Below are 17,322 nucleotides of genomic sequence, written 5' to 3' on the forward strand. Positions count from 1 at the left end.
GTTATTGCGATGTGCCGCAGGTCTGGAATCGCCAGCCGGCGTGAGAACAAAACGAGATTGACGCCTCCGGAACAAATCATGTACACATATGATTAATTGAAGGCGCTGGGCGCTTGCCATAGGGATTGAGGGTGACGACGATGGAACGGCCGGATTGGACTGTGCTCGAAGGGGGCAAAATGGATAAGAAGCAAGCGCTCGAACATGCGCTCCAGCAGATCGACAAGAATTTTGGCAAGGGGTCGATTATGCGCCTCGGGGCCAACGAGAAGGTCGATATCGAGGCAATCCCGACAGGTTCTCTCGGGCTAGACATTGCGCTCGGCATCGGCGGTCTGCCCAAGGGCCGCATCATCGAGATTTACGGTCCGGAAAGCTCGGGCAAGACGACGTTGGCGCTACATGTCGTGGCCGAGGCGCAAAAGCGAGGTGGCGTCTGCGCGTTTGTCGATGCCGAGCATGCCATCGACCCGAGCTATGCCAAAAAGCTCGGCGTCAAGGTCGAAGACCTATTGATTTCACAGCCTGATACCGGCGAGCAGGCGCTTGAGATCGCCGATACGCTCGTTCGTTCCGGTGCTATCGACGTGCTGGTCGTCGACTCGGTTGCGGCCTTGACGCCGAAGGCCGAGCTTGAAGGCGAGATGGGCGACAGTCTGCCGGGCCTTCAGGCGCGTCTGATGAGTCAGGCGCTGCGCAAGCTGACGGGGTCGATCTCGAAATCGAAGTGCATGGTCATCTTCATCAATCAGATCCGCATGAAGATTGGCATCATGTTCGGAAACCCGGAAACGACCACGGGCGGCAATGCGCTGAAGTTCTACGCGTCCGTTCGTCTCGATATCCGCCGCATCGGCCAGATCAAGGATCGTGACGAGACGATCGGCAACCAGACCCGGGTGAAGGTCGTCAAGAACAAGGTCGCGCCGCCGTTCAAGCAGGTCGAGTTCGACATCATGTACGGCGAGGGCGTCTCGAAAGTCGGAGAATTGATCGATTTGGGCGTGAAGGCCGGTATCGTCGAAAAGTCGGGTGCGTGGCTGTCCTATAATGGTGACCGCATCGGGCAGGGCCGCGAAAACGCCAAATCTTATCTCAAGGAGAACCCGAAAGTGGCTCTTGAGATCGAGAATGCCATCCGGGCCAACGCCGGTCTGATTGTGGAGAAGATGCTGGCCAACCCTGACGCTGGGGAGGACGATGGCGAAGAGCCCGACGAGGACGGCGTTCTCCCCGACGAGGACACCAAGAAAGTCGCCAAGGCTAAGCGCTAAAATGACTATTTGGGACGTCTTTTGCCGTTCGATTTAGCCTCACCTGCACTTTCTGGACACCCAACAAGGCCGCCGCTACAACGGCGGCCTTGAGCCGTTTCGGAACGCATGTCCGGGCGGTTATGTCCGCGAAAAAGGCTTGAAAGCACAGATGGCTGGCGTCAGCGCAATCCGCTCCTTGTTCCTCGACTACTTTGGCAAGAACGGCCACGAGATCGTGCCGTCGTCGCCGCTCGTGCCGCGCAATGACCCGACGCTGATGTTCACGAACGCGGGCATGGTGCAATTCAAGAACGTCTTCACCGGTCAGGAAACGCGCGCCATTCCGCGCGCTACGTCCTCGCAGAAATGTGTCCGCGCCGGCGGTAAGCATAACGACCTCGACAACGTCGGCTACACCGCGCGTCATCACACATTCTTCGAGATGCTCGGCAACTTCTCGTTCGGCGACTACTTCAAGGACCGCGCCATTGAGCTCGCTTGGAATTTGCTGACCAAGGAGTTCGGGCTCAAGAAAGATAAGCTGCTCGTCACCGTCTATCACACCGACGACGAAGCCTTTCGCATCTGGAAAAAGATCTCGGGCTTTGCCGACGACAGGATCGTCCGCATCGCGTCGAGCGACAACTTCTGGCAGATGGGCGACACCGGTCCCTGCGGTCCGTGCTCCGAAATCTTCTTCGACCACGGCGACAAGATCCCCGGTGGCCCGCCAGGTTCGCCGGATTCGGAAGGCGACCGCTTCATCGAGATCTGGAATCTCGTGTTTATGCAATTCGAGCAGCGCGCGCCGGGCAATCGCGTCGATCTTCCGCGTCCGTCGATCGACACCGGCATGGGCCTCGAACGCATCGCCGCCGTCCTGCAAGGAAAGCATGACAACTACGAAATCGATCTCTTCGAAAACCTGATCCAGTCGATCCGCCAGGAAGCGGGCAAAGCCGGCGCAAAAGAAACGGGCGGCGATGCGGGTCCCGAGTTTCTGGAGGTCGCGCGCCGCGTCATTGCCGACCACTTGCGCTCGACCAGCTTTCTGATTGCCGATGGCGTGCTGCCCTCCAACGAAGGCCGCGGCTACGTCCTCCGCCGCATCATGCGCCGCGCGATGCGTTACGCGCATCAGATGGGGTGCGTCGAACCGCTGATGTATCACCTCGTGCCCTCACTCGTGCGCGAGATGGGCGACGCATACCCGGAACTCGTCCGTGCCCAGCCGCTGATCACAGAAACGCTGAAGCTCGAAGAAACGAAATTCAAGCGCACGCTCGACAACGGCCTGAAGCTTCTGGGCGAAAGCTCCGCCAATATGAAGAAGGGCGCGGTCTTTCCCGGCGACGTCGCATTCAAGCTTTACGACACCTACGGCTTCCCGCTCGATCTGACCGAAGACGCGCTGAAACCGCGCGGCATCTCTGTCGATACCAAAGCCTTCGATGCTGCGATGAAAAAGCAGAAGGAAGCCGCCAAAGCCGCCTGGAAAGGCTCGGGCGAAGCCGCGACCGAGGGGCTGTGGTTCGAGATCAAGGACAAGACCGGCGCGACGGAATTCCTCGGCTACGACACCGAAACGGCGGAAGGCATCGTCACGGCGATTGTTGCAGGTGGCAAGGAGGTCACCGAGTTGAAGGACGGCGACGAAGGTGCGCTCGTTTTCAACCAGACGCCGTTTTATGGAGAAAGCGGCGGCCAGGTCGGCGACCAAGGCGTCGTCAAAGGACCGAAGGGCGCGCTGTTCCGCGTAACCGAAACGCAGAAGAAGCTCGGCGAGCTTTTCGTTCACTTCGGGAAGGTCGAGAAGGGCCGCTTCAAGGCGGGCGACACGGTTGAGCTTGAGGTCGATCATGCGCGGCGCTCGGCGACGCGCGCTAATCACTCGGCAACACACCTTCTGCACGAAGCCTTGCGTCAAGTGCTCGGCACGCACGTCGCGCAGAAAGGCTCGCTTGTCTCGCCCGACCGCTTGCGCTTCGACTTCTCGCACACCAAGCCAATGTCGGCCGACGAAATCAGAGCCGTCGAGGATTTGGCGAATGCTGTGCTGCTGGAAAATACGCCCGTCGTCACACGGCTGATGGCGCTCGACGAAGCGCGCGCGTCGGGGGCGATGGCGCTATTCGGAGAGAAATACGGCGACGAAGTCCGCGTCGTCTCGATGGGCGCGACGCGGCCCGGCGCCAACAAGGCCTGGTCGGTCGAATTGTGTGGTGGCACGCATGTGTCGCGCACCGGCGACATTGGTCTCGTTCGCGTCGTTGCCGAAAGCGGCAGCGCTGCAGGCGTCCGGCGCATCGAAGCTCTGACGGGCGAAGGCGCGCGTGCCTATCTCGACGAGCAGGATCAACGCGTCCGCGAAGCAGCAAGCATCCTGAAAACGCGCCCCGAGGATCTCATCGAGCGACTGAAGCATCTCGTCGACGAGCGCAAAGTTCTCGAAAAGCAATTGGCGGATGCCAAGCGCCAGCTGGCCCTCGGTGGCGGCGGCAAAGGTGCGGCCGACAGTGGCGATGCGATCCGCAGCGTCGGTAAAGTGAAGTTGCTCGCGCGTACCGTGCAGGGCCTCAACCCGAAAGACTTGCGCGGTCTCATCGACGACGGCAAGAAGCAGGTCGGCTCAGGCATTGTCGCCGTTGTCGGCGTGACGGAAGACGGCAAGGCGGGCCTTGCCGTTGGCGTGACCGATGATCTGGTCAAGACCTGGAGCGCCGTCGATCTCGTAAAGGCCGGAGCGGATGCGCTTGGCGGCAAGGGCGGCGGCGGCCGTCCTGACATGGCTCAGGCTGGCGGCCCGGACGGCTCTAAAGCCGGAGAGGCGCTGAAAGCGATCGAGGCCTGGCTCGCAAAGCAGGCGTCGGCTGCCTGAAGAAGACGGCACGATGTCAAACTCCGAAAACGACGGTTGGAATGAATCCGCTGCGAGTTGGATCGCGTCGATGGGAGAAAGCGGCGACTTCAGCCGCCAATTCGTGCTTGATGCGCCGATGCTGGCGCGCATCAAGAACCGCGGCTTCAAGAGCGCATTGGATGTCGGATGCGGCGAGGGCCGTTTCTGCCGCATGCTTCGGGATTTGGAAATAACGACAGTCGGTATCGATCCGACGGCTGCCTTGATTGCGAGAGCACGAGAACGCGATCCGGCCGGTGACTACCGCGTCTGCACGGCCGAAGAGATGGACGTGCTGCCTGCATCGTTCGACCTTGTCGTCAGCTATCTTACCCTGATCGACATCACGGATATTGCGCACGCCGCAGAACGTTGCGTCGCGGCGCTGCGTCCCGGCGGCACGCTGCTCGTTGCTAACCTGACAAGCTTCGCGACGGCGAATGTCAATGGCTGGACGACGCAAGCGGATGGTCGCCATCGATTCCATATCGACAACTATCTCGATGAACGCGCCGAGTGGGTCGAATGGCGCGGCATTCGTATCCGCAACTGGCATCGGCCGCTCAGCCGTTACATGTCGTTGTTTCTGGATCTCGGCTTGATTTTGCGCCGCTTCGAGGAGCCTGCGCCGACCGGTGGCGATCCGGAAATCGTCAGCCGTTATCGCAGGGTGCCGTATCTCTATCTGATGGAATGGCAGAAGCCGCCGGTGTGAGCGGCTCCTATCGCCTCAAAGCACGCGCCGATAGGCGCGGGGGCGGGCTAACCTTGCAGCCAATTCATTGATGACCTTCGGGAATATTCGGTATATAGGCCGGAGTTTCTTCCTGCTGAGGATCACCAGCCTATGTCCCGTATGCGTTTTTCCAGTTTGCTCGCACTGGTCACGATGGCCGCTCTGGCCCTCGCGCTTCCGGCGCGTGCTGACGAACCGGTCGTGAAACTTGCTCCGACGCCAATGCCCTCCGCCGGTCCGACTGTCGCCGCGGCGGAAGCCTTCTGTGGTGATCCGTCAGGGAAAGCCGCCGAGCTGATTCAGCGTTATTCGACGAAGCCGGGATTGAAGCAGGTCTACAAAAGCGATCAGTACGTTGCTTATAGCGACGACGAGAAGAACAGCTCGGTGATGTATACGTTCACGGTAAAGGGGAATCCGGCATACCCGGCGGCGGTCTGCCGGAAACCCGTGCAGAAGGGCGATAGCCTCGTCATTACGATGTCGGTCGTGTGCGATGGTGAAGAGGAAGCCTGCACCAAGTTAAAGAACGACTTCAACGTTATGACCGCGAAGATGCAGGCTGAAGTCGACCAGAAGATCGCCGCGCAAAAGAAGTAACTTTTATTCGGTGCTGGCGCACGTCTTCGGCGCGCCAGCCACCAAGTTTGTCATCCTCGGCTTTATGCCGAGGATTCCTCGCGCAGCATCGCCGCCGACGAATGGATCCTCGGGACAAGCCGAGGAGGACAGGTTTACCTAAGCCGTCTTCTTCATCGCGGCTTTGAGGTTGGCGTCGACTTTATCGAGAAAGCCGGTGGTCGAAAGCCACTTTTGCTCAGGGCCGACGAGCAGCGCTAGATCCTTTGTCATGAAGCCCGATTCGACTGTCGCGATGCAGACGCGCTCCAGCGTTTGACAGAATTTCAAAAGCGCCTCGTTGCCGTCGAGCTTGGCCCGATGCGCGAGCCCGCGCGTCCAGGCAAAGATCGAGGCGATGGCATTCGTCGACGTCTCCTTGCCCTTCTGATGCTCGCGGTAGTGGCGCGTGACGGTTCCGTGCGCCGCTTCTGCTTCGACGGTCTTGCCATCTGGCGTCATCAGCACGCTCGTCATCAGACCGAGCGACCCGAAACCTTGCGCCACCGTATCGGACTGCACGTCGCCGTCGTAGTTCTTGCACGCCCACACATAGCCGCCCGACCATTTGAGCGCGCTCGCCACCATGTCATCGATCAGGCGATGCTCGTAGGTAATTTTTCGTTTCTGGAATTCCTCTTTGAACTCCTTGTCGAAGATCTCTTGGAAAATGTCCTTAAAGCGTCCGTCGTAGACTTTCGCGATCGTGTTCTTGGTCGAAAGATAGACGGGATAATTGCGCGCAAGCCCATAATTCAGTGATGCACGCGCAAAATCTCGAATTGAATCGTCGAGATTGTACATCGCCATCGCGATGCCGGAGCTCGGCGCGTTGAAAACTTCTTTTTCGATCACGGCCCCATCGTCGCCCGTGAACTTGATCGTCAACTTGCCCTTACCAGGAAATTTGAAATCGGTGGCGCGGTAGATGTCGCCATAGGCATGGCGACCCACGACGATCGGCTGCGTCCAGCCAGGCACCAGCCGCGGCACGTTTTTGCAAATAATCGGTTCACGGAAGATAACCCCGCCCAGGATGTTGCGGATCGTACCATTCGGGCTCTTCCACATTTCCTTGAGATTGAATTCTTTGACGCGCGCTTCGTCCGGCGTGATCGTCGCGCATTTGATGCCGACGCCATGCTTTTTTATGGCGTTGCCGGCATCGACCGTCACCTGATCGTCGGTCTTATCGCGATTTTCGATGCCGAGATCGTAGTATTCGAGGTTGACGTCGATATAGGGATGGATGAGCTTGTCTTTGATCAGCTTCCAGATAATGCGGGTCATCTCGTCGCCGTCGAGTTCGACGACGGTGCCATCAACCTTGATTTTTTTCATATGATGATCTCGCAAGCGATTAGGACAGCGATCGGATTGGGCGGAACTTAATGTCCTGCGCCACGGCGATGAAGAGAACCTTCGACGCAGTGGTGCGGCAGTTCGCCGGACGTTTCAAGCCCTGACGGACATTGAGCAAAGACTGGGCAACTGCCCGCCAATTGTTTAGCAAGATCGCAACCGTAGAGGTCCGATCGGGTCCTTCCATAGTAGGACATTCAGCATACCCGCACGGGACGGAGAGTCGCTTGAACGCCGGAACGGAAACCGAAAATCGCCATGCCGCCGTTACGGTGCGCGTTGGCTCGGGCGGTGAGCCGGTGCTCGGGTCGCGCGAGACGTGCGTGGCGAAGGTGGTGCACGCTTGTCATGCGATGTCGATCGACCAGGGGCTTGAGGCGCTCGCCATTCCGGGCTTAACCCGCGAGACCTTGGAGCCGGTGCTGCAATATTGCGCGGGGCTCAAATGTATCGAAGATCGCGTGTCCTGCCCCGATTGTAAGCGCCGGACAGAAGCTCAAGGCATCGAAACGCTCGATCAGTTCATCTTGAGCAAGCAAGAAATCATCGTCGGCGATGGCCGCATCCGCCTCAAAGGCGAGGGAACGGAAACGGTTACCACTCCGTGCTTGGAATCGCTCGCAAAGCAATGGTCCGGTGAGAATTACTGGTTTTGGGCGCGTCGCGTCATTCGCAAACTGCGCCACGGACTGCGCCGCGCGCACATGAAGGGCGAACCGGTCGCGGGCGAAGGCGAAACGCCGTCGGTCATTCTGATGGAGCCTCAGCTTGCCGACAACATCGGCATGGTGGCGCGGGCGTGCGCCAATTTCGGTCTCGACGATCTTCGGCTGGTCAACCCGCGCGATGGCTGGCCGAACGAGAAGGCGCGAATCGCGGCATCGGGTGCGAATTATGTCATCGACGACGCGCGGGCGTTCTCAGGGCTCGAAGAGAGTATCGCTGATCTGAATTGGATCGGAGCCACAACTGCTCGCCAGCGCGATATGCGAAAACCTGTTCTGACCCCGGAGCAGGCGATTGCCGAAATGCGTACCCGTATCGGCCGTGGCGGGCGATGCGGCATTCTTTTTGGTCGCGAGCGGAATGGACTTGAGACGAATGAGGTCGCCAACGCCGATGCCTTGATCATGATCCCGGTCAATTCGCGCTTCGCCTCTCTTAATCTGGCACAGGCAGTGCTGCTCATTGGATACGAATGGATGCGTAGCGATGCCGGTCGCAGTCTCGGCCGGGTTACAACCTATGAGAAGCCTCTTAGCGAGGGTATGAATATGGGTCGCGACCGGCCTGCGACCAAAGACGAACTCATTGGTCTCTTTGAGCATTTGGAGCGCGAGCTCGAAACCGCTGGGTTCTTTAATCCGGCCCACAGAAAAGCGGTGGTGGCGCAAAATCTCCGCACGATGTTGACACGAATGAATGCTACCGAACAGGAGGTTCGAACCTTTCGTGGCATAGTTGCCACGCTCGCACAGGGCAAAGGGAAGGCCCGGAAAGGGCGCGACGAGGTGCCTTGATCTGGACAAGTTTTGGGCCGAGCGATGCCAAGTGAAAAGGCATACTGGCGATATGCAACGTGGCAATTGGAGGCCGCGACGGGCGGCTGTCGAACATTTGGACCTATAAAAAAATCGTAAAGGCTCAACTGGAGATGTTGATGAACATTAGGGCGGGGGTTGTGTTGGCAGGCGTAGCCGCGCTGGCGCTTCTGGGGGGTGTGAAATCGGCTAGCGCGCAGGATCTCAGTGATCATGCCGTAAAATCATTCATGGAATATGCCTGGTCGCTGACGCCTCAGCAATTTTCCAAGCCGGATGGCACCGTTATTGTCATTGATAAGTCGAAGAAGAATGAAGTCCTTGTCCCGCTCGACGTGGCGAGGGAGGTCATCAAGGCGGGCCGTTTGTCGGCGCACGCACAGATCTGCGACCTGCGTGACGATCAGATCCTGAATCACCGCGCGATGATGCGTCGGGAAGAGGTCAAGCAGAAGTGGACGCCACAGCAGATGGTCTATATCAGCCAGCTGCACCTTACGACCGTCATGCTGCTGACCGGACGCATCCGCCTGGTCGAAAAGCAGGGCGATAAAGAGGTCGTCGTTGACGAGAAAAAAGAGCCGGCGCAGACCTGCACGGACGAGCAACGAAAAAAGGTTAAGGAACTGATCACGGCCTATGTCGCCGCCAGTCCGCCGGTCAGTGCCGTGGCGAAGCTTTACGGTAACGACAAGCGGCCTGCGGCTACTCAAGGTGCCCCGACCGCGACCGGCTCGACGTCCGTCAGCGAAACGACGGTTCCCAAGAAATAGCGGCTTTTAGACGGTTGACGGGACGCCGCCGCATCGGTATTCACCCTATCGAGCGCGGGCCTTTGGGCCCGCGTTTGATTTCCGCGCACCCGTGGCGGGACTGTCGAAGGTCCATGCCTGTCGGCCCTCGAAAGAGGGTAGAGGAGGGGGCGCTCCTCAGTTCCGGCCGCCTTGGCCGGGCCATAGCTCATGGAGTGCTAGAAGATGACAAAGCGCATTCGCGCCAAGCATAAGATCGACCGCCGCCTCGGCGAGAACATCTGGGGCCGTCCGAAGAGCCCGCTCAACCGCCGCGAGAGCCGTCCCGGCCAACACGGTGAACGCCGGTCCGGCAAGCTTTCCGACTTCGGCCAGCAGCTTAAAGCCAAGCAGAAGCTCAAAGGATATTACGGCTCGATTTCCGAGCGCCAGTTCCGCGCTGCATATGATGAAGCCTCCCGTCTCAAGGGGTCGACGTCGGAACATCTGATCGGGCTCCTGGAGCGCCGCCTCGATGCGCTCGTCTATCGCGCCAAATTCGTCCCGACTGTCTTTGCTGCACGCCAGTTCGTCAGCCATGGCCACGTGACGGTCAACGGCCGCCGCGTCACTATTCCGAGCTACCGTCTCCGCGTCGGCGACGTCATCGAGGTGCGAGAGAAGGCGAAGCAGCTTGCGCTTGTGCTCGAAGCCATCAAGAGCGCCGAGCGCGACGTGCCGGATTACGTGAATGCCGATCACAACAAGATGACGGCATCTCTGACACGCATTCCGGCTCTCTCGGACGTTCCCTATCCGGTCCAGATGGAACCGAACCTCGTCGTCGAATTCTATTCGCGGTAGTTTTGCTTGTCGCTTCCGACTCTGCTTCGCGGAGCCGGCCGGAAGCGACGGGCTTGTTTTCGAAAGGGCTGCGGTTGCGCAGCCTTTTTGTTTCGCGGCGATCGCTCCGTCATGCCGGCGAAGGTCGGCATCCAGACAATGATCCCCATTGGTCATGTCGATGTTTGGCTGGATCCCGGCCTACGCCGGGATGACGGTATTTGCGCAGATCAAGCCGCCCGCCGCTTTCGCACGCGAGCGTCCGGCGCGATCGAGACGGCCGGACCAACCCCGATCGCGGGCTTCATCCGACGCCGTCGCCCCGACGGCGGCTCGACGTTTGCCCAGCCATAGGCGAGCATCGTCATCAGCGCGGATGCTGCGAAGAAATAGACGCCCGGAAGGACGCGCGCTTCCGTGTAACCCGACGAATTGACGTAGAAGATCATCAGGGCCAACACCATGACGTCGGTCATGGAGTAGCGCCCCAGCCACTCCATCGTCGCGATCGAGCGTTTGCGGAAATCCGCGGGCATGTCGTGCGACGTGATCAGCGTCAGCAGATAAAAGAGCTTCAGGAACGGAAAAAACACCGACACTGCGAACACGACAGCGGCGAGAAAGTATTCCTGGTTCTCGAACAGGGCAAACATGATCGTCAGGATCGAGTGCTCGTTCGTCCACACATATGCGGTCGTGAAGCGGATCGTCGGCATGATAATGCCGAGTGCAAAGAAGACCGTCGCAAGAATGATCAGAAAGCTCAGCCCGAAATTCCGCCAACCGGAAGACGATCCATCGGATCCGACGTCGGGTTCCGGCAACACTGGGACCAGTTCCGGCGCCGCCGCCACGCCGTCGGTTCTGATCCAGGCATACGAGAGGATCATCAGCACGACGGCCGCCGTGAAGAAATAGACTCCATTGAAGCTCGAAGCGTCATAGACGCCCTGGCTCTTGATAAAAAAGATCGTCAGCGCCAGCACGAGAACGTCGTGCATCGACCATTTTCCAAGCCACTCCAACGCGCGCAGACGATGGTGATGGCGAACGATTTCCGCAGGCGGCAACGTCGAGACGAGCAGCAGATAAAGAAGTTTCGTGATTGGTAGCAGGATCGAGAACACGACGACGATCAACCCAAGAAATGTCTGCCCATCGCTGAGCAGAACGTCGACCGTCGAGATCAAGGAATGCTCTGTCGTCCAGATGCCGAATGTCGTCAGTTTCAGGATCGGCAAGGTGATGCCGAGTGCGAGGCAGACGCTGGCGGCTAAGATCGTAAGCGACAGAAAAAAACGCCGTCCGCCAACTCGCATGGGCCGTCCTGGTGTTTTTTACGGGACGTGTTCCCGAACGTTGACAAAGCAACACCGACAATGAGCATAAATTAGGACCTTGGACGCGCGGATTGACGGACCGGAGTTCATTTCCGGCCTGGGAGCTGTGTCGGACGGCCACGGAAGCCGACGGACTTGCGGTCTCGAAAGTAATACCGTCCGCTGTCCCTGAATATTATTCAGTTTATGGTGCGCCGTGTCATCTCCGCTTCCCCAAAATCGCCAATGTCCGCTATATGAAGCCGATGTTCGGCAGGGGAGCGGCGCGCAGGTGACTTCGGAAAATTCGACCTTCAGATCGGAGCATGCCGAAAGGATCTGCCGAGGAGGAGAAGCGCGCATATCGGCCGTCGGCCGGGTCGCATTGTTCATTTGTGCGGCTTCGCTGCTGGTTGCGGGCTGTTCGAATGAGCCTCTGCAACCACAAAGCGCGCTTTGGACAGGTTCCTCAAAACCGCGCGCGGCAAATGCGAGCTCTGGTTCGGTCGCGACCGACGGTTCATTTAAGGCATCCCTTGGCGGCAACGGCGCCGGAGGCTGGGGACCTTACAGCGGACGGCGCGGTCAGACGGAACCGCCACCAAATCAAAACTACGTCTTCAAGGGCGATCCCAACGCCAGCAACACCTTCGCGCCCGGGCCAGGTCAGGTACAGTAGCACTTCGTCCGTCCGAGTATCGCAGTGGATCCCCGGCGCAACGAACCACGCAATCTTCACCACAATACATTTATCGCGCTGCCTGCGAGCGCGCGCTTATTGCATCGCGTCTGCAATTCGAGATCATAGACGCTTGTCTGATATCTCGAAAATGACATAACGTCTGACTCCTTGGCACGTCCTTATACGCTCACAGATCATAATTCGGCGGGCACTTCTCATGCGTGACGATTCTCAGTTGCGGGCGCCGGCGGCCGCATACCTAGGTGGTGTCCGGCAAAGAGCTTTCAGTCGGCCGGTCGCTTTCGTCGGCTCGGCATGCTGTCTGGCATTGACGCTTTCCGCTTGCGGCGAGAAGAATACATTCGTGCCACCGCCGCCTCCAAGGGTCGAGGTTGCGACGCCTCTGAAGCAGACTGTCACGCGTTACCTCTACGCGACGGGAAATACGGCGGCCGTCAACACCACGACTCTCGTTGCTCGCGTGCAAGGCTTCATCCAGGCTATCAAATACAACGATGGCGACGCGGTGAAAGCCGGAGACGTGCTGTTCGTCATCGAGCAGAAGCCGTATCAGCTGTCCCTGCAGCAAGCCGAAGCCGGACAGTCGAGCGCAGCCGCGGATACCAAAAAATCGGAAGCCGATTACAAGCGGCAGGTCGATCTCGCGGCAAAGAACATTGCGAGTCAGTCGACGCTCGATCAGGCGACCGCGGCGAAAGACGCGGCAATCGCCAAGCAGAAGCAGTCTGAAGTCGATATTGAGCAGGCGAAGCTCAATCTCAGTTATACCGAGGTCAAAGCGCCGTTCGACGGCATCGTGACTGCGCGCGAGGTTTCGCTGGGGCAACTCGTCGGAGCGGGCAGTCCGACGACGCTTGCGACTATCGTTCAGCTCAAGCCCATCTATGCCAATTTTGCCGTGAGCGAAACTGATGTGCAGGACATTCGCTCAAGCATGCGCGCCCGGGGGCTTACGCCGGAAGATTTGAAGAAAATTCCGGTTGAGGTCGGTCTGCAGAGCGAGAAAGGCTACCCGCATAAAGGGACGCTCGATTACGCTGCGCCGAGCATCACGGCCGCTACGGGTACGCTTCTCGTGCGCGGGATCTTTCCCAATGAGGATCGTGCCCTGCTGCCAGGCTATTTCGTCCGTGTGCGCGTGCCGCGTGCCGAGCAGCCCGGCATGTTGCTCGTTCCGGATCGCGTCATCGGCAGCGATCAAAGCGGGCGCTACGTCCTTGTTGCCAACAAGGATGATGTGCTTGAGCAGCGGACGGTCAAGCTTGGCCAGCAGGTTGGTGATCTGCGGGTGATCGAGACGGGGCTGAAGCCGGACGATCGCGTGGCTATCTCGGGGCTCATGACGATCGTCCCCGGCGAAAAGATCGAGCCGGTTGCCAAAACGATTGCCGCGCCACCGCCGGAAACAGCGCCATGATCTCGAAATTTTTCATCGAGCGGCCTGTCCTCGCGAACGTCATCGCGATTTTGATGGTCGTGATCGGCGCCGTCTCGGTCCTCCGGCTGCCGGTTGCGCAGTATCCCAACGTCGTACCGCCGACTGTGCAGGTGACGACGCGCTATCCGGGCGCGAGCGCCCGCACGGTCATCGATACCGTTGCCCTGCCTATCGAACAGCAGGTCAATGGCGTTGAGAACATGCTCTACATGCAGTCCTACGCCGCGTCCGACGGCAGCTACACGCTGACGGTGACGTTCGACATTGGCACGGACCTGAACAATGCGCAGATTCTCGTGCAGAACCGCGTTTCGGCGGCCCTCGCATCGCTGCCACAGTCGGTCCAGGTGCAGGGCGTCGTCGTTCAGAAGAAATCGACATCGATCCTGCAGATCGTCACGCTTACGTCTCCGAACGGCAAATTAGACAGCCTCTATCTCAGCAACTACGCGACCATCAAGTTGAAGGACGAAATCGCGCGGCTCCCTGGAGTCGGCAACGTCAACGTCTTCGGCGCCGGACAGTATTCGATGCGCGTCTGGCTCGATCCGGAAAAGATGCAGGCGCGAGGTCTCAACGCACAAGATGTTATCTCGGCGCTGCAGCAGCAAAGCGAGCAGGTGACCGCAGGGCAGATTGGAGCGCCGCCTGCTGAGGGCAATCAATCGTTCCAGTACACCGTCGATGTTTCAAGCCGTTTTAATGACGCCAAGGAATTCGCGAATGTCATCGTCAAGACAGGCAGTAATGGTGACCTCACGCGCCTGAGTGACGTCGGCCGTGTCGAGCTTGGCGCGCAGACGTATGCACAGGTCTTCAATCTCAACGGCAAGCAAGCTGCGGGCCTCGCGATCTTCCAGACGCCCGGCGCCAACGCGCTCGACGTTGCGCGCGAAGTTTCAGCAAAAATGACTGCGCTCGCGAAAGAATTTCCGGAGGGCGTCGCTTATTCGATCCCCTTCGATACGACGCTGTTCGTCAAACAAGCCATCGACGAGGTTTATCGGACACTGTTCGAGGCTGCGATCCTGGTGCTGATCGTCATTTTAGTGTTCTTGCAGGATTGGCGCGCCATGCTCGTCCCGGCGACGACGGTGCCGGTGACGATCATTGGCGCATTCGCAGCCATGGCGGCGCTGGGGTTCTCAATCAATCTTTCCACATTGTTCGCCATCGTTCTCGCCATCGGCATCGTCGTCGACGACGCCATTGTCGTTGTCGAAGGGGCGGCACACAATATCGAGAAGGGCATGTCCGGGCACGACGCGGCGATTGCCGCGATGAATGCCCTGATGGGACCGATCATCGGCATCACGCTTGTGTTGATGGCGGTTTTCTTGCCCGCATCGTTCTTGCCGGGTTTGACCGGGCAGATGTACGCGCAGTTCGCACTTGTGATAGCGGCGACGGCTTTAATCAGCGCGATTAACGCGGCGACGCTAAAGCCGACGCAATGCGCGCTTTGGCTGCGCCGCCCGGTGCCACCGGAGCAGCGAAACTTCTTTTATCGCGGTTTCAACGCCGTTTATGACCGCCTGGAAAACAAATACGCCGGGCTGATCGGCCGCATGGTTCATCACAGCGTATTAATGGCTTTGCTCGCGTTTGCGATCATTGCCGGTGCTATCTACGGCATGACACGTGTAGCGACGGGCTTTTTACCGATCGAGGATCAGGGCTATTTGCTTGCCGCCGTCCAACTGCCGGACGGTGCCTCCCTCGGCCGCACGCAGAAGTCGCTGGAGCAGGTCGAACAAATCGCGAATAAGGTTCCAGGCGTGGAGCGCGTGATTACCATTGCCGGTATCTCCGCGCTCGATAACAGTGCCTCGCTCGCCAATGCGGGCGTCGCCTACATCATGCTGAAAGACTGGAGCGAGCGCGGCAAAGGCGAAGACCTGCTCTCGCTCTATACGGGACTCAACAAGAAGCTTGCCTCGATCGAAGACGGTAGCGTTTTGGTATTGCCGCCGCCGCCCATTCAAGGCATCGGCAATGCCGGCGGCTTCACGATGCAGATCGAGTTACGTGACAGCAGCTTCGATCTTGCCAAGCTCGAAAGCGCAACGAACGCCATGGTTCGCGCCGCAAGCACGCAGTCGAGCATCCAGCGCGTTTCGACGCCGTTCCGCGCTGCGGCTCCGCAATACAAAGTCACCATCGATCGCGAGAAAGTTCAGACGTTGCTGCTGACGACCGATCAGGTGTTTCAAACGCTCGCCAGCTATCTCGGTTCGAGCTACGTCGATCAGTTCAATAAGTTCGGCCGAGTCTTCCAGATCTATGTCCAGGGGGACGCGCAATTCCGCATGAGCCCGGAAGAGATTTTGAACCTCAAGGTGCGTAATCAGAACGGCGATATGATCCCGCTCGGCACCGTACTGACGATTACCCCGACTATCGGGCCGTCGCTCATTAGTCTTTACAACCTCTATCCGTCTGCAACGATCGTCGGCGTTCCAGCAAAAGGCTTTTCGTCGGGTGATACGATCCGGCTGATGAACGAAATCGCAGCGAAGACTCTGCCGCCCGGCGTCGGCTCGTCATGGACGGCGTTATCGTACCAGGAAAAACTTGTCGGCGGGCAGATCTACTACGTGTTCGCTCTAGCGATGCTGCTCGTCTATCTCGTTCTCGCTGGGCAGTACGAGAGCTGGTATGCTCCGCTGTCTGTTTTGTTCGCGGTGCCGCTGTCGCTGATCGGCCCCGTTGCCGTGATGCTCGGTCTGCGGATCGACAACAACCTCTATGTCCAGATCGGCCTTGTGCTGCTCATCGCGCTGTCGGCGAAGAACGCCATTCTGATCGTCGAGGTCGCGCGGGAACTCCGGGCGGAAGGTAAGCCCATTCTGGAGTCTGCCGTCGAAGCAGCGCGCGCCCGCTTCCGGCCGATCTTGATGACCTCGTTTGCATTCATCCTTGGTGTCGCTCCGCTTGTCTTTGCGACTGGTGCCGGCGCCTCGGCGCGGAAATCGATCGGCATTACGGTCTTCAGCGGGATGATTGCATCGACCTGCCTGGCCGTGCTCTTTGTGCCATCGCTATTCGTCGTTATCCAGCGCTTCGAGGAATGGCGAAAATCGAGGGCGCAGCCGAAGACCGCAGCGGTTATTCCGCCGAATCCCTAAAACGCGAACGGCAAAACAAAAGCGGGACTGAAACAGGTCCCGCCCAGGGTGCGATAAACTCCGCGAAGCTTACGCGTGATGATGAGCGTGCGGAATGCCCTTTTCGCAGATCAGATCGTGCAGCTCGCCCGCGGCGTACATCTCGCGCATGATATCGCAGCCGCCAACGAACTCGCCCTTGACGTAGAGCTGCGGGATGGTCGGCCAGTTCGAAAAAGCCTTGATGCCTTCACGGATGCCCTGATCGTCGAGCACGTTCACGTCCTTGAACGGCACGCCGAGGTGCTCCAGGATCTTCGCCGCGGTCGCAGAAAAACCGCACTGGGGAAACTGCTTTGTTCCCTTCATGAACAGCACGACATCGTTGGCGGCAATCGTATCGGCGATCTTCTGGTGAACTGGGTCAGAGGCCATATCCTGGGGCTCCTAGGTAGGGATGAGTTGCCGTTTCGGCGCAACCGGTTCGATCGAGATGTGGGCGAGACGGGAAGGGAAGTCAATCGGCCGCTGCTGCGGTGGTCAGTTGCAGGGCGTGCAGTACGCCGCCCATGCGCCCCCCGAGTGCCTCGTAGACCATCTGGTGCTGCTGCACGCGGCTCTTGCCCTTAAATGCCGCCGACACGACATGGGCCGCCCAATGGTCGTTATCGCCTGCCAGATCTTTTAACTCAATCTTGGCATCGGGAAATTTGGCTTTGATCATCCGCTCGATTTCGTTGGCGGGCATCGGCATCGCTAGGAACTCCAA

At 59.0% G+C, this 17,322-nt stretch carries 13 protein-coding genes; 9 read left to right on the top strand and 4 right to left on the bottom strand.

Annotated elements, in window-relative coordinates; all coding sequences use genetic code 11:
• Nucleotides 1-140: 140 nt before the first annotated feature.
• The 4 genes from recA (at nucleotide 141) to VHB22_RS10900 (ending at nucleotide 5,491) form a co-directional block, all read left to right on the top strand.
• A complete protein-coding gene (gene recA, locus VHB22_RS10885) occupies nucleotides 141-1,274 on the top strand; it encodes a recombinase RecA (protein WP_325457152.1) in 1,134 nt (377 codons plus the stop codon).
• Between the two features lie 151 nt (nucleotides 1,275-1,425).
• Nucleotides 1,426-4,134: an alanine--tRNA ligase gene (alaS, locus tag VHB22_RS10890; protein WP_325456989.1), complete on the top strand. Its 2,709-nt coding sequence runs from the start codon at nucleotides 1,426-1,428 to the stop codon at nucleotides 4,132-4,134.
• 13 nt (nucleotides 4,135-4,147) lie between these two features.
• Complete coding sequence (locus VHB22_RS10895; RefSeq protein WP_325456990.1) at nucleotides 4,148-4,870, top strand: class I SAM-dependent methyltransferase; 723 nt, start codon at nucleotides 4,148-4,150, stop codon at nucleotides 4,868-4,870.
• A gap of 132 nt (nucleotides 4,871-5,002) precedes the next feature.
• Nucleotides 5,003-5,491 carry a hypothetical protein gene (locus tag VHB22_RS10900; RefSeq protein ID WP_325456991.1) on the top strand — a complete coding sequence of 163 codons (489 nt, stop codon included), beginning with the start codon at nucleotides 5,003-5,005 and terminating at the stop codon, nucleotides 5,489-5,491.
• A 138-nt stretch (nucleotides 5,492-5,629) separates the two neighbouring features.
• Here the strand turns inward: VHB22_RS10900 and VHB22_RS10905 are convergent, their stop codons facing one another.
• A complete protein-coding gene (locus VHB22_RS10905; RefSeq protein WP_325456992.1) occupies nucleotides 5,630-6,850 on the bottom strand; it encodes an NADP-dependent isocitrate dehydrogenase in 1,221 nt (406 codons plus the stop codon).
• Between the two features lie 248 nt (nucleotides 6,851-7,098).
• Between VHB22_RS10905 and VHB22_RS10910 the strand changes: the two genes are divergently transcribed.
• The 3 genes from VHB22_RS10910 (at nucleotide 7,099) to rpsD (ending at nucleotide 10,007) form a co-directional block, all read left to right on the top strand.
• Nucleotides 7,099-8,391, top strand: a complete 1,293-nt coding sequence (locus tag VHB22_RS10910) for an RNA methyltransferase (protein ID WP_325456993.1) — start codon at nucleotides 7,099-7,101, stop codon at nucleotides 8,389-8,391.
• A gap of 140 nt (nucleotides 8,392-8,531) precedes the next feature.
• Nucleotides 8,532-9,185, top strand: a complete 654-nt coding sequence (locus tag VHB22_RS10915) for a hypothetical protein (protein WP_325456994.1) — start codon at nucleotides 8,532-8,534, stop codon at nucleotides 9,183-9,185.
• 204 nt (nucleotides 9,186-9,389) lie between these two features.
• A complete protein-coding gene (gene rpsD / locus VHB22_RS10920) occupies nucleotides 9,390-10,007 on the top strand; it encodes a 30S ribosomal protein S4 (protein ID WP_325456995.1) in 618 nt (205 codons plus the stop codon).
• A 209-nt stretch (nucleotides 10,008-10,216) separates the two neighbouring features.
• Here the strand turns inward: rpsD and VHB22_RS10925 are convergent, their stop codons facing one another.
• The gene (locus tag VHB22_RS10925; RefSeq protein WP_325456996.1) at nucleotides 10,217-11,305 is read right to left on the bottom strand and encodes a paraquat-inducible protein A; all 1,089 of its coding nucleotides are present in this window, start codon (nucleotides 11,303-11,305) and stop codon (nucleotides 10,217-10,219) included.
• An 899-nt stretch (nucleotides 11,306-12,204) separates the two neighbouring features.
• Between VHB22_RS10925 and VHB22_RS10930 the strand changes: the two genes are divergently transcribed.
• Both VHB22_RS10930 and VHB22_RS10935 read left to right on the top strand, forming a co-directional pair.
• Entirely contained in the window at nucleotides 12,205-13,425 is a 1,221-nt protein-coding gene (locus tag VHB22_RS10930) for an efflux RND transporter periplasmic adaptor subunit (RefSeq protein ID WP_325456997.1), read from the top strand.
• Complete coding sequence (locus tag VHB22_RS10935; RefSeq protein WP_325456998.1) at nucleotides 13,422-16,574, top strand: multidrug efflux RND transporter permease subunit; 3,153 nt, start codon at nucleotides 13,422-13,424, stop codon at nucleotides 16,572-16,574. The genes VHB22_RS10930 and VHB22_RS10935 overlap by 4 nt, the downstream gene beginning before the upstream one ends.
• A 69-nt stretch (nucleotides 16,575-16,643) precedes the next feature.
• Here VHB22_RS10935 and grxD read toward each other — a convergent pair whose 3' ends face one another.
• Nucleotides 16,644-16,988 carry a Grx4 family monothiol glutaredoxin gene (grxD, locus tag VHB22_RS10940; protein ID WP_325456999.1) on the bottom strand — a complete coding sequence of 115 codons (345 nt, stop codon included), beginning with the start codon at nucleotides 16,986-16,988 and terminating at the stop codon, nucleotides 16,644-16,646.
• A gap of 82 nt (nucleotides 16,989-17,070) precedes the next feature.
• Nucleotides 17,071-17,307, bottom strand: coding sequence for a BolA/IbaG family iron-sulfur metabolism protein (locus VHB22_RS10945; RefSeq protein WP_325457000.1), 237 nt, complete (start codon nucleotides 17,305-17,307; stop codon nucleotides 17,071-17,073).
• Nucleotides 17,308-17,322: the final 15 nt, after the last annotated feature.

The organism is Hyphomicrobium sp. (assembly GCF_035548195.1).
Lineage (GTDB): Bacteria > Pseudomonadota > Alphaproteobacteria > Rhizobiales > Hyphomicrobiaceae > Hyphomicrobium_B.

Bases quoted from the DNA above. Each gene is read 5' to 3' on its own strand.
- recA (WP_325457152.1), top strand. From the start codon at position 141: ATGGAACGGCCGGATTGGACTGTGCTCGAAGGGGGCAAAATGGATAAG.
- alaS (WP_325456989.1), top strand. From the start codon at position 1,426: ATGGCTGGCGTCAGCGCAATCCGCTCCTTGTTCCTCGACTACTTTGGC.
- VHB22_RS10895 (WP_325456990.1), top strand. From the start codon at position 4,148: ATGTCAAACTCCGAAAACGACGGTTGGAATGAATCCGCTGCGAGTTGG.
- VHB22_RS10900 (WP_325456991.1), top strand. From the start codon at position 5,003: ATGTCCCGTATGCGTTTTTCCAGTTTGCTCGCACTGGTCACGATGGCC.
- VHB22_RS10905 (WP_325456992.1), bottom strand. From the start codon at position 6,850: ATGAAAAAAATCAAGGTTGATGGCACCGTCGTCGAACTCGACGGCGAC.
- VHB22_RS10915 (WP_325456994.1), top strand. From the start codon at position 8,532: ATGAACATTAGGGCGGGGGTTGTGTTGGCAGGCGTAGCCGCGCTGGCG.
- rpsD (WP_325456995.1), top strand. From the start codon at position 9,390: ATGACAAAGCGCATTCGCGCCAAGCATAAGATCGACCGCCGCCTCGGC.
- VHB22_RS10925 (WP_325456996.1), bottom strand. From the start codon at position 11,305: ATGCGAGTTGGCGGACGGCGTTTTTTTCTGTCGCTTACGATCTTAGCC.
- VHB22_RS10930 (WP_325456997.1), top strand. From the start codon at position 12,205: ATGCGTGACGATTCTCAGTTGCGGGCGCCGGCGGCCGCATACCTAGGT.
- VHB22_RS10935 (WP_325456998.1), top strand. From the start codon at position 13,422: ATGATCTCGAAATTTTTCATCGAGCGGCCTGTCCTCGCGAACGTCATC.
- grxD (WP_325456999.1), bottom strand. From the start codon at position 16,988: ATGGCCTCTGACCCAGTTCACCAGAAGATCGCCGATACGATTGCCGCC.
- VHB22_RS10945 (WP_325457000.1), bottom strand. From the start codon at position 17,307: ATGCCGATGCCCGCCAACGAAATCGAGCGGATGATCAAAGCCAAATTT.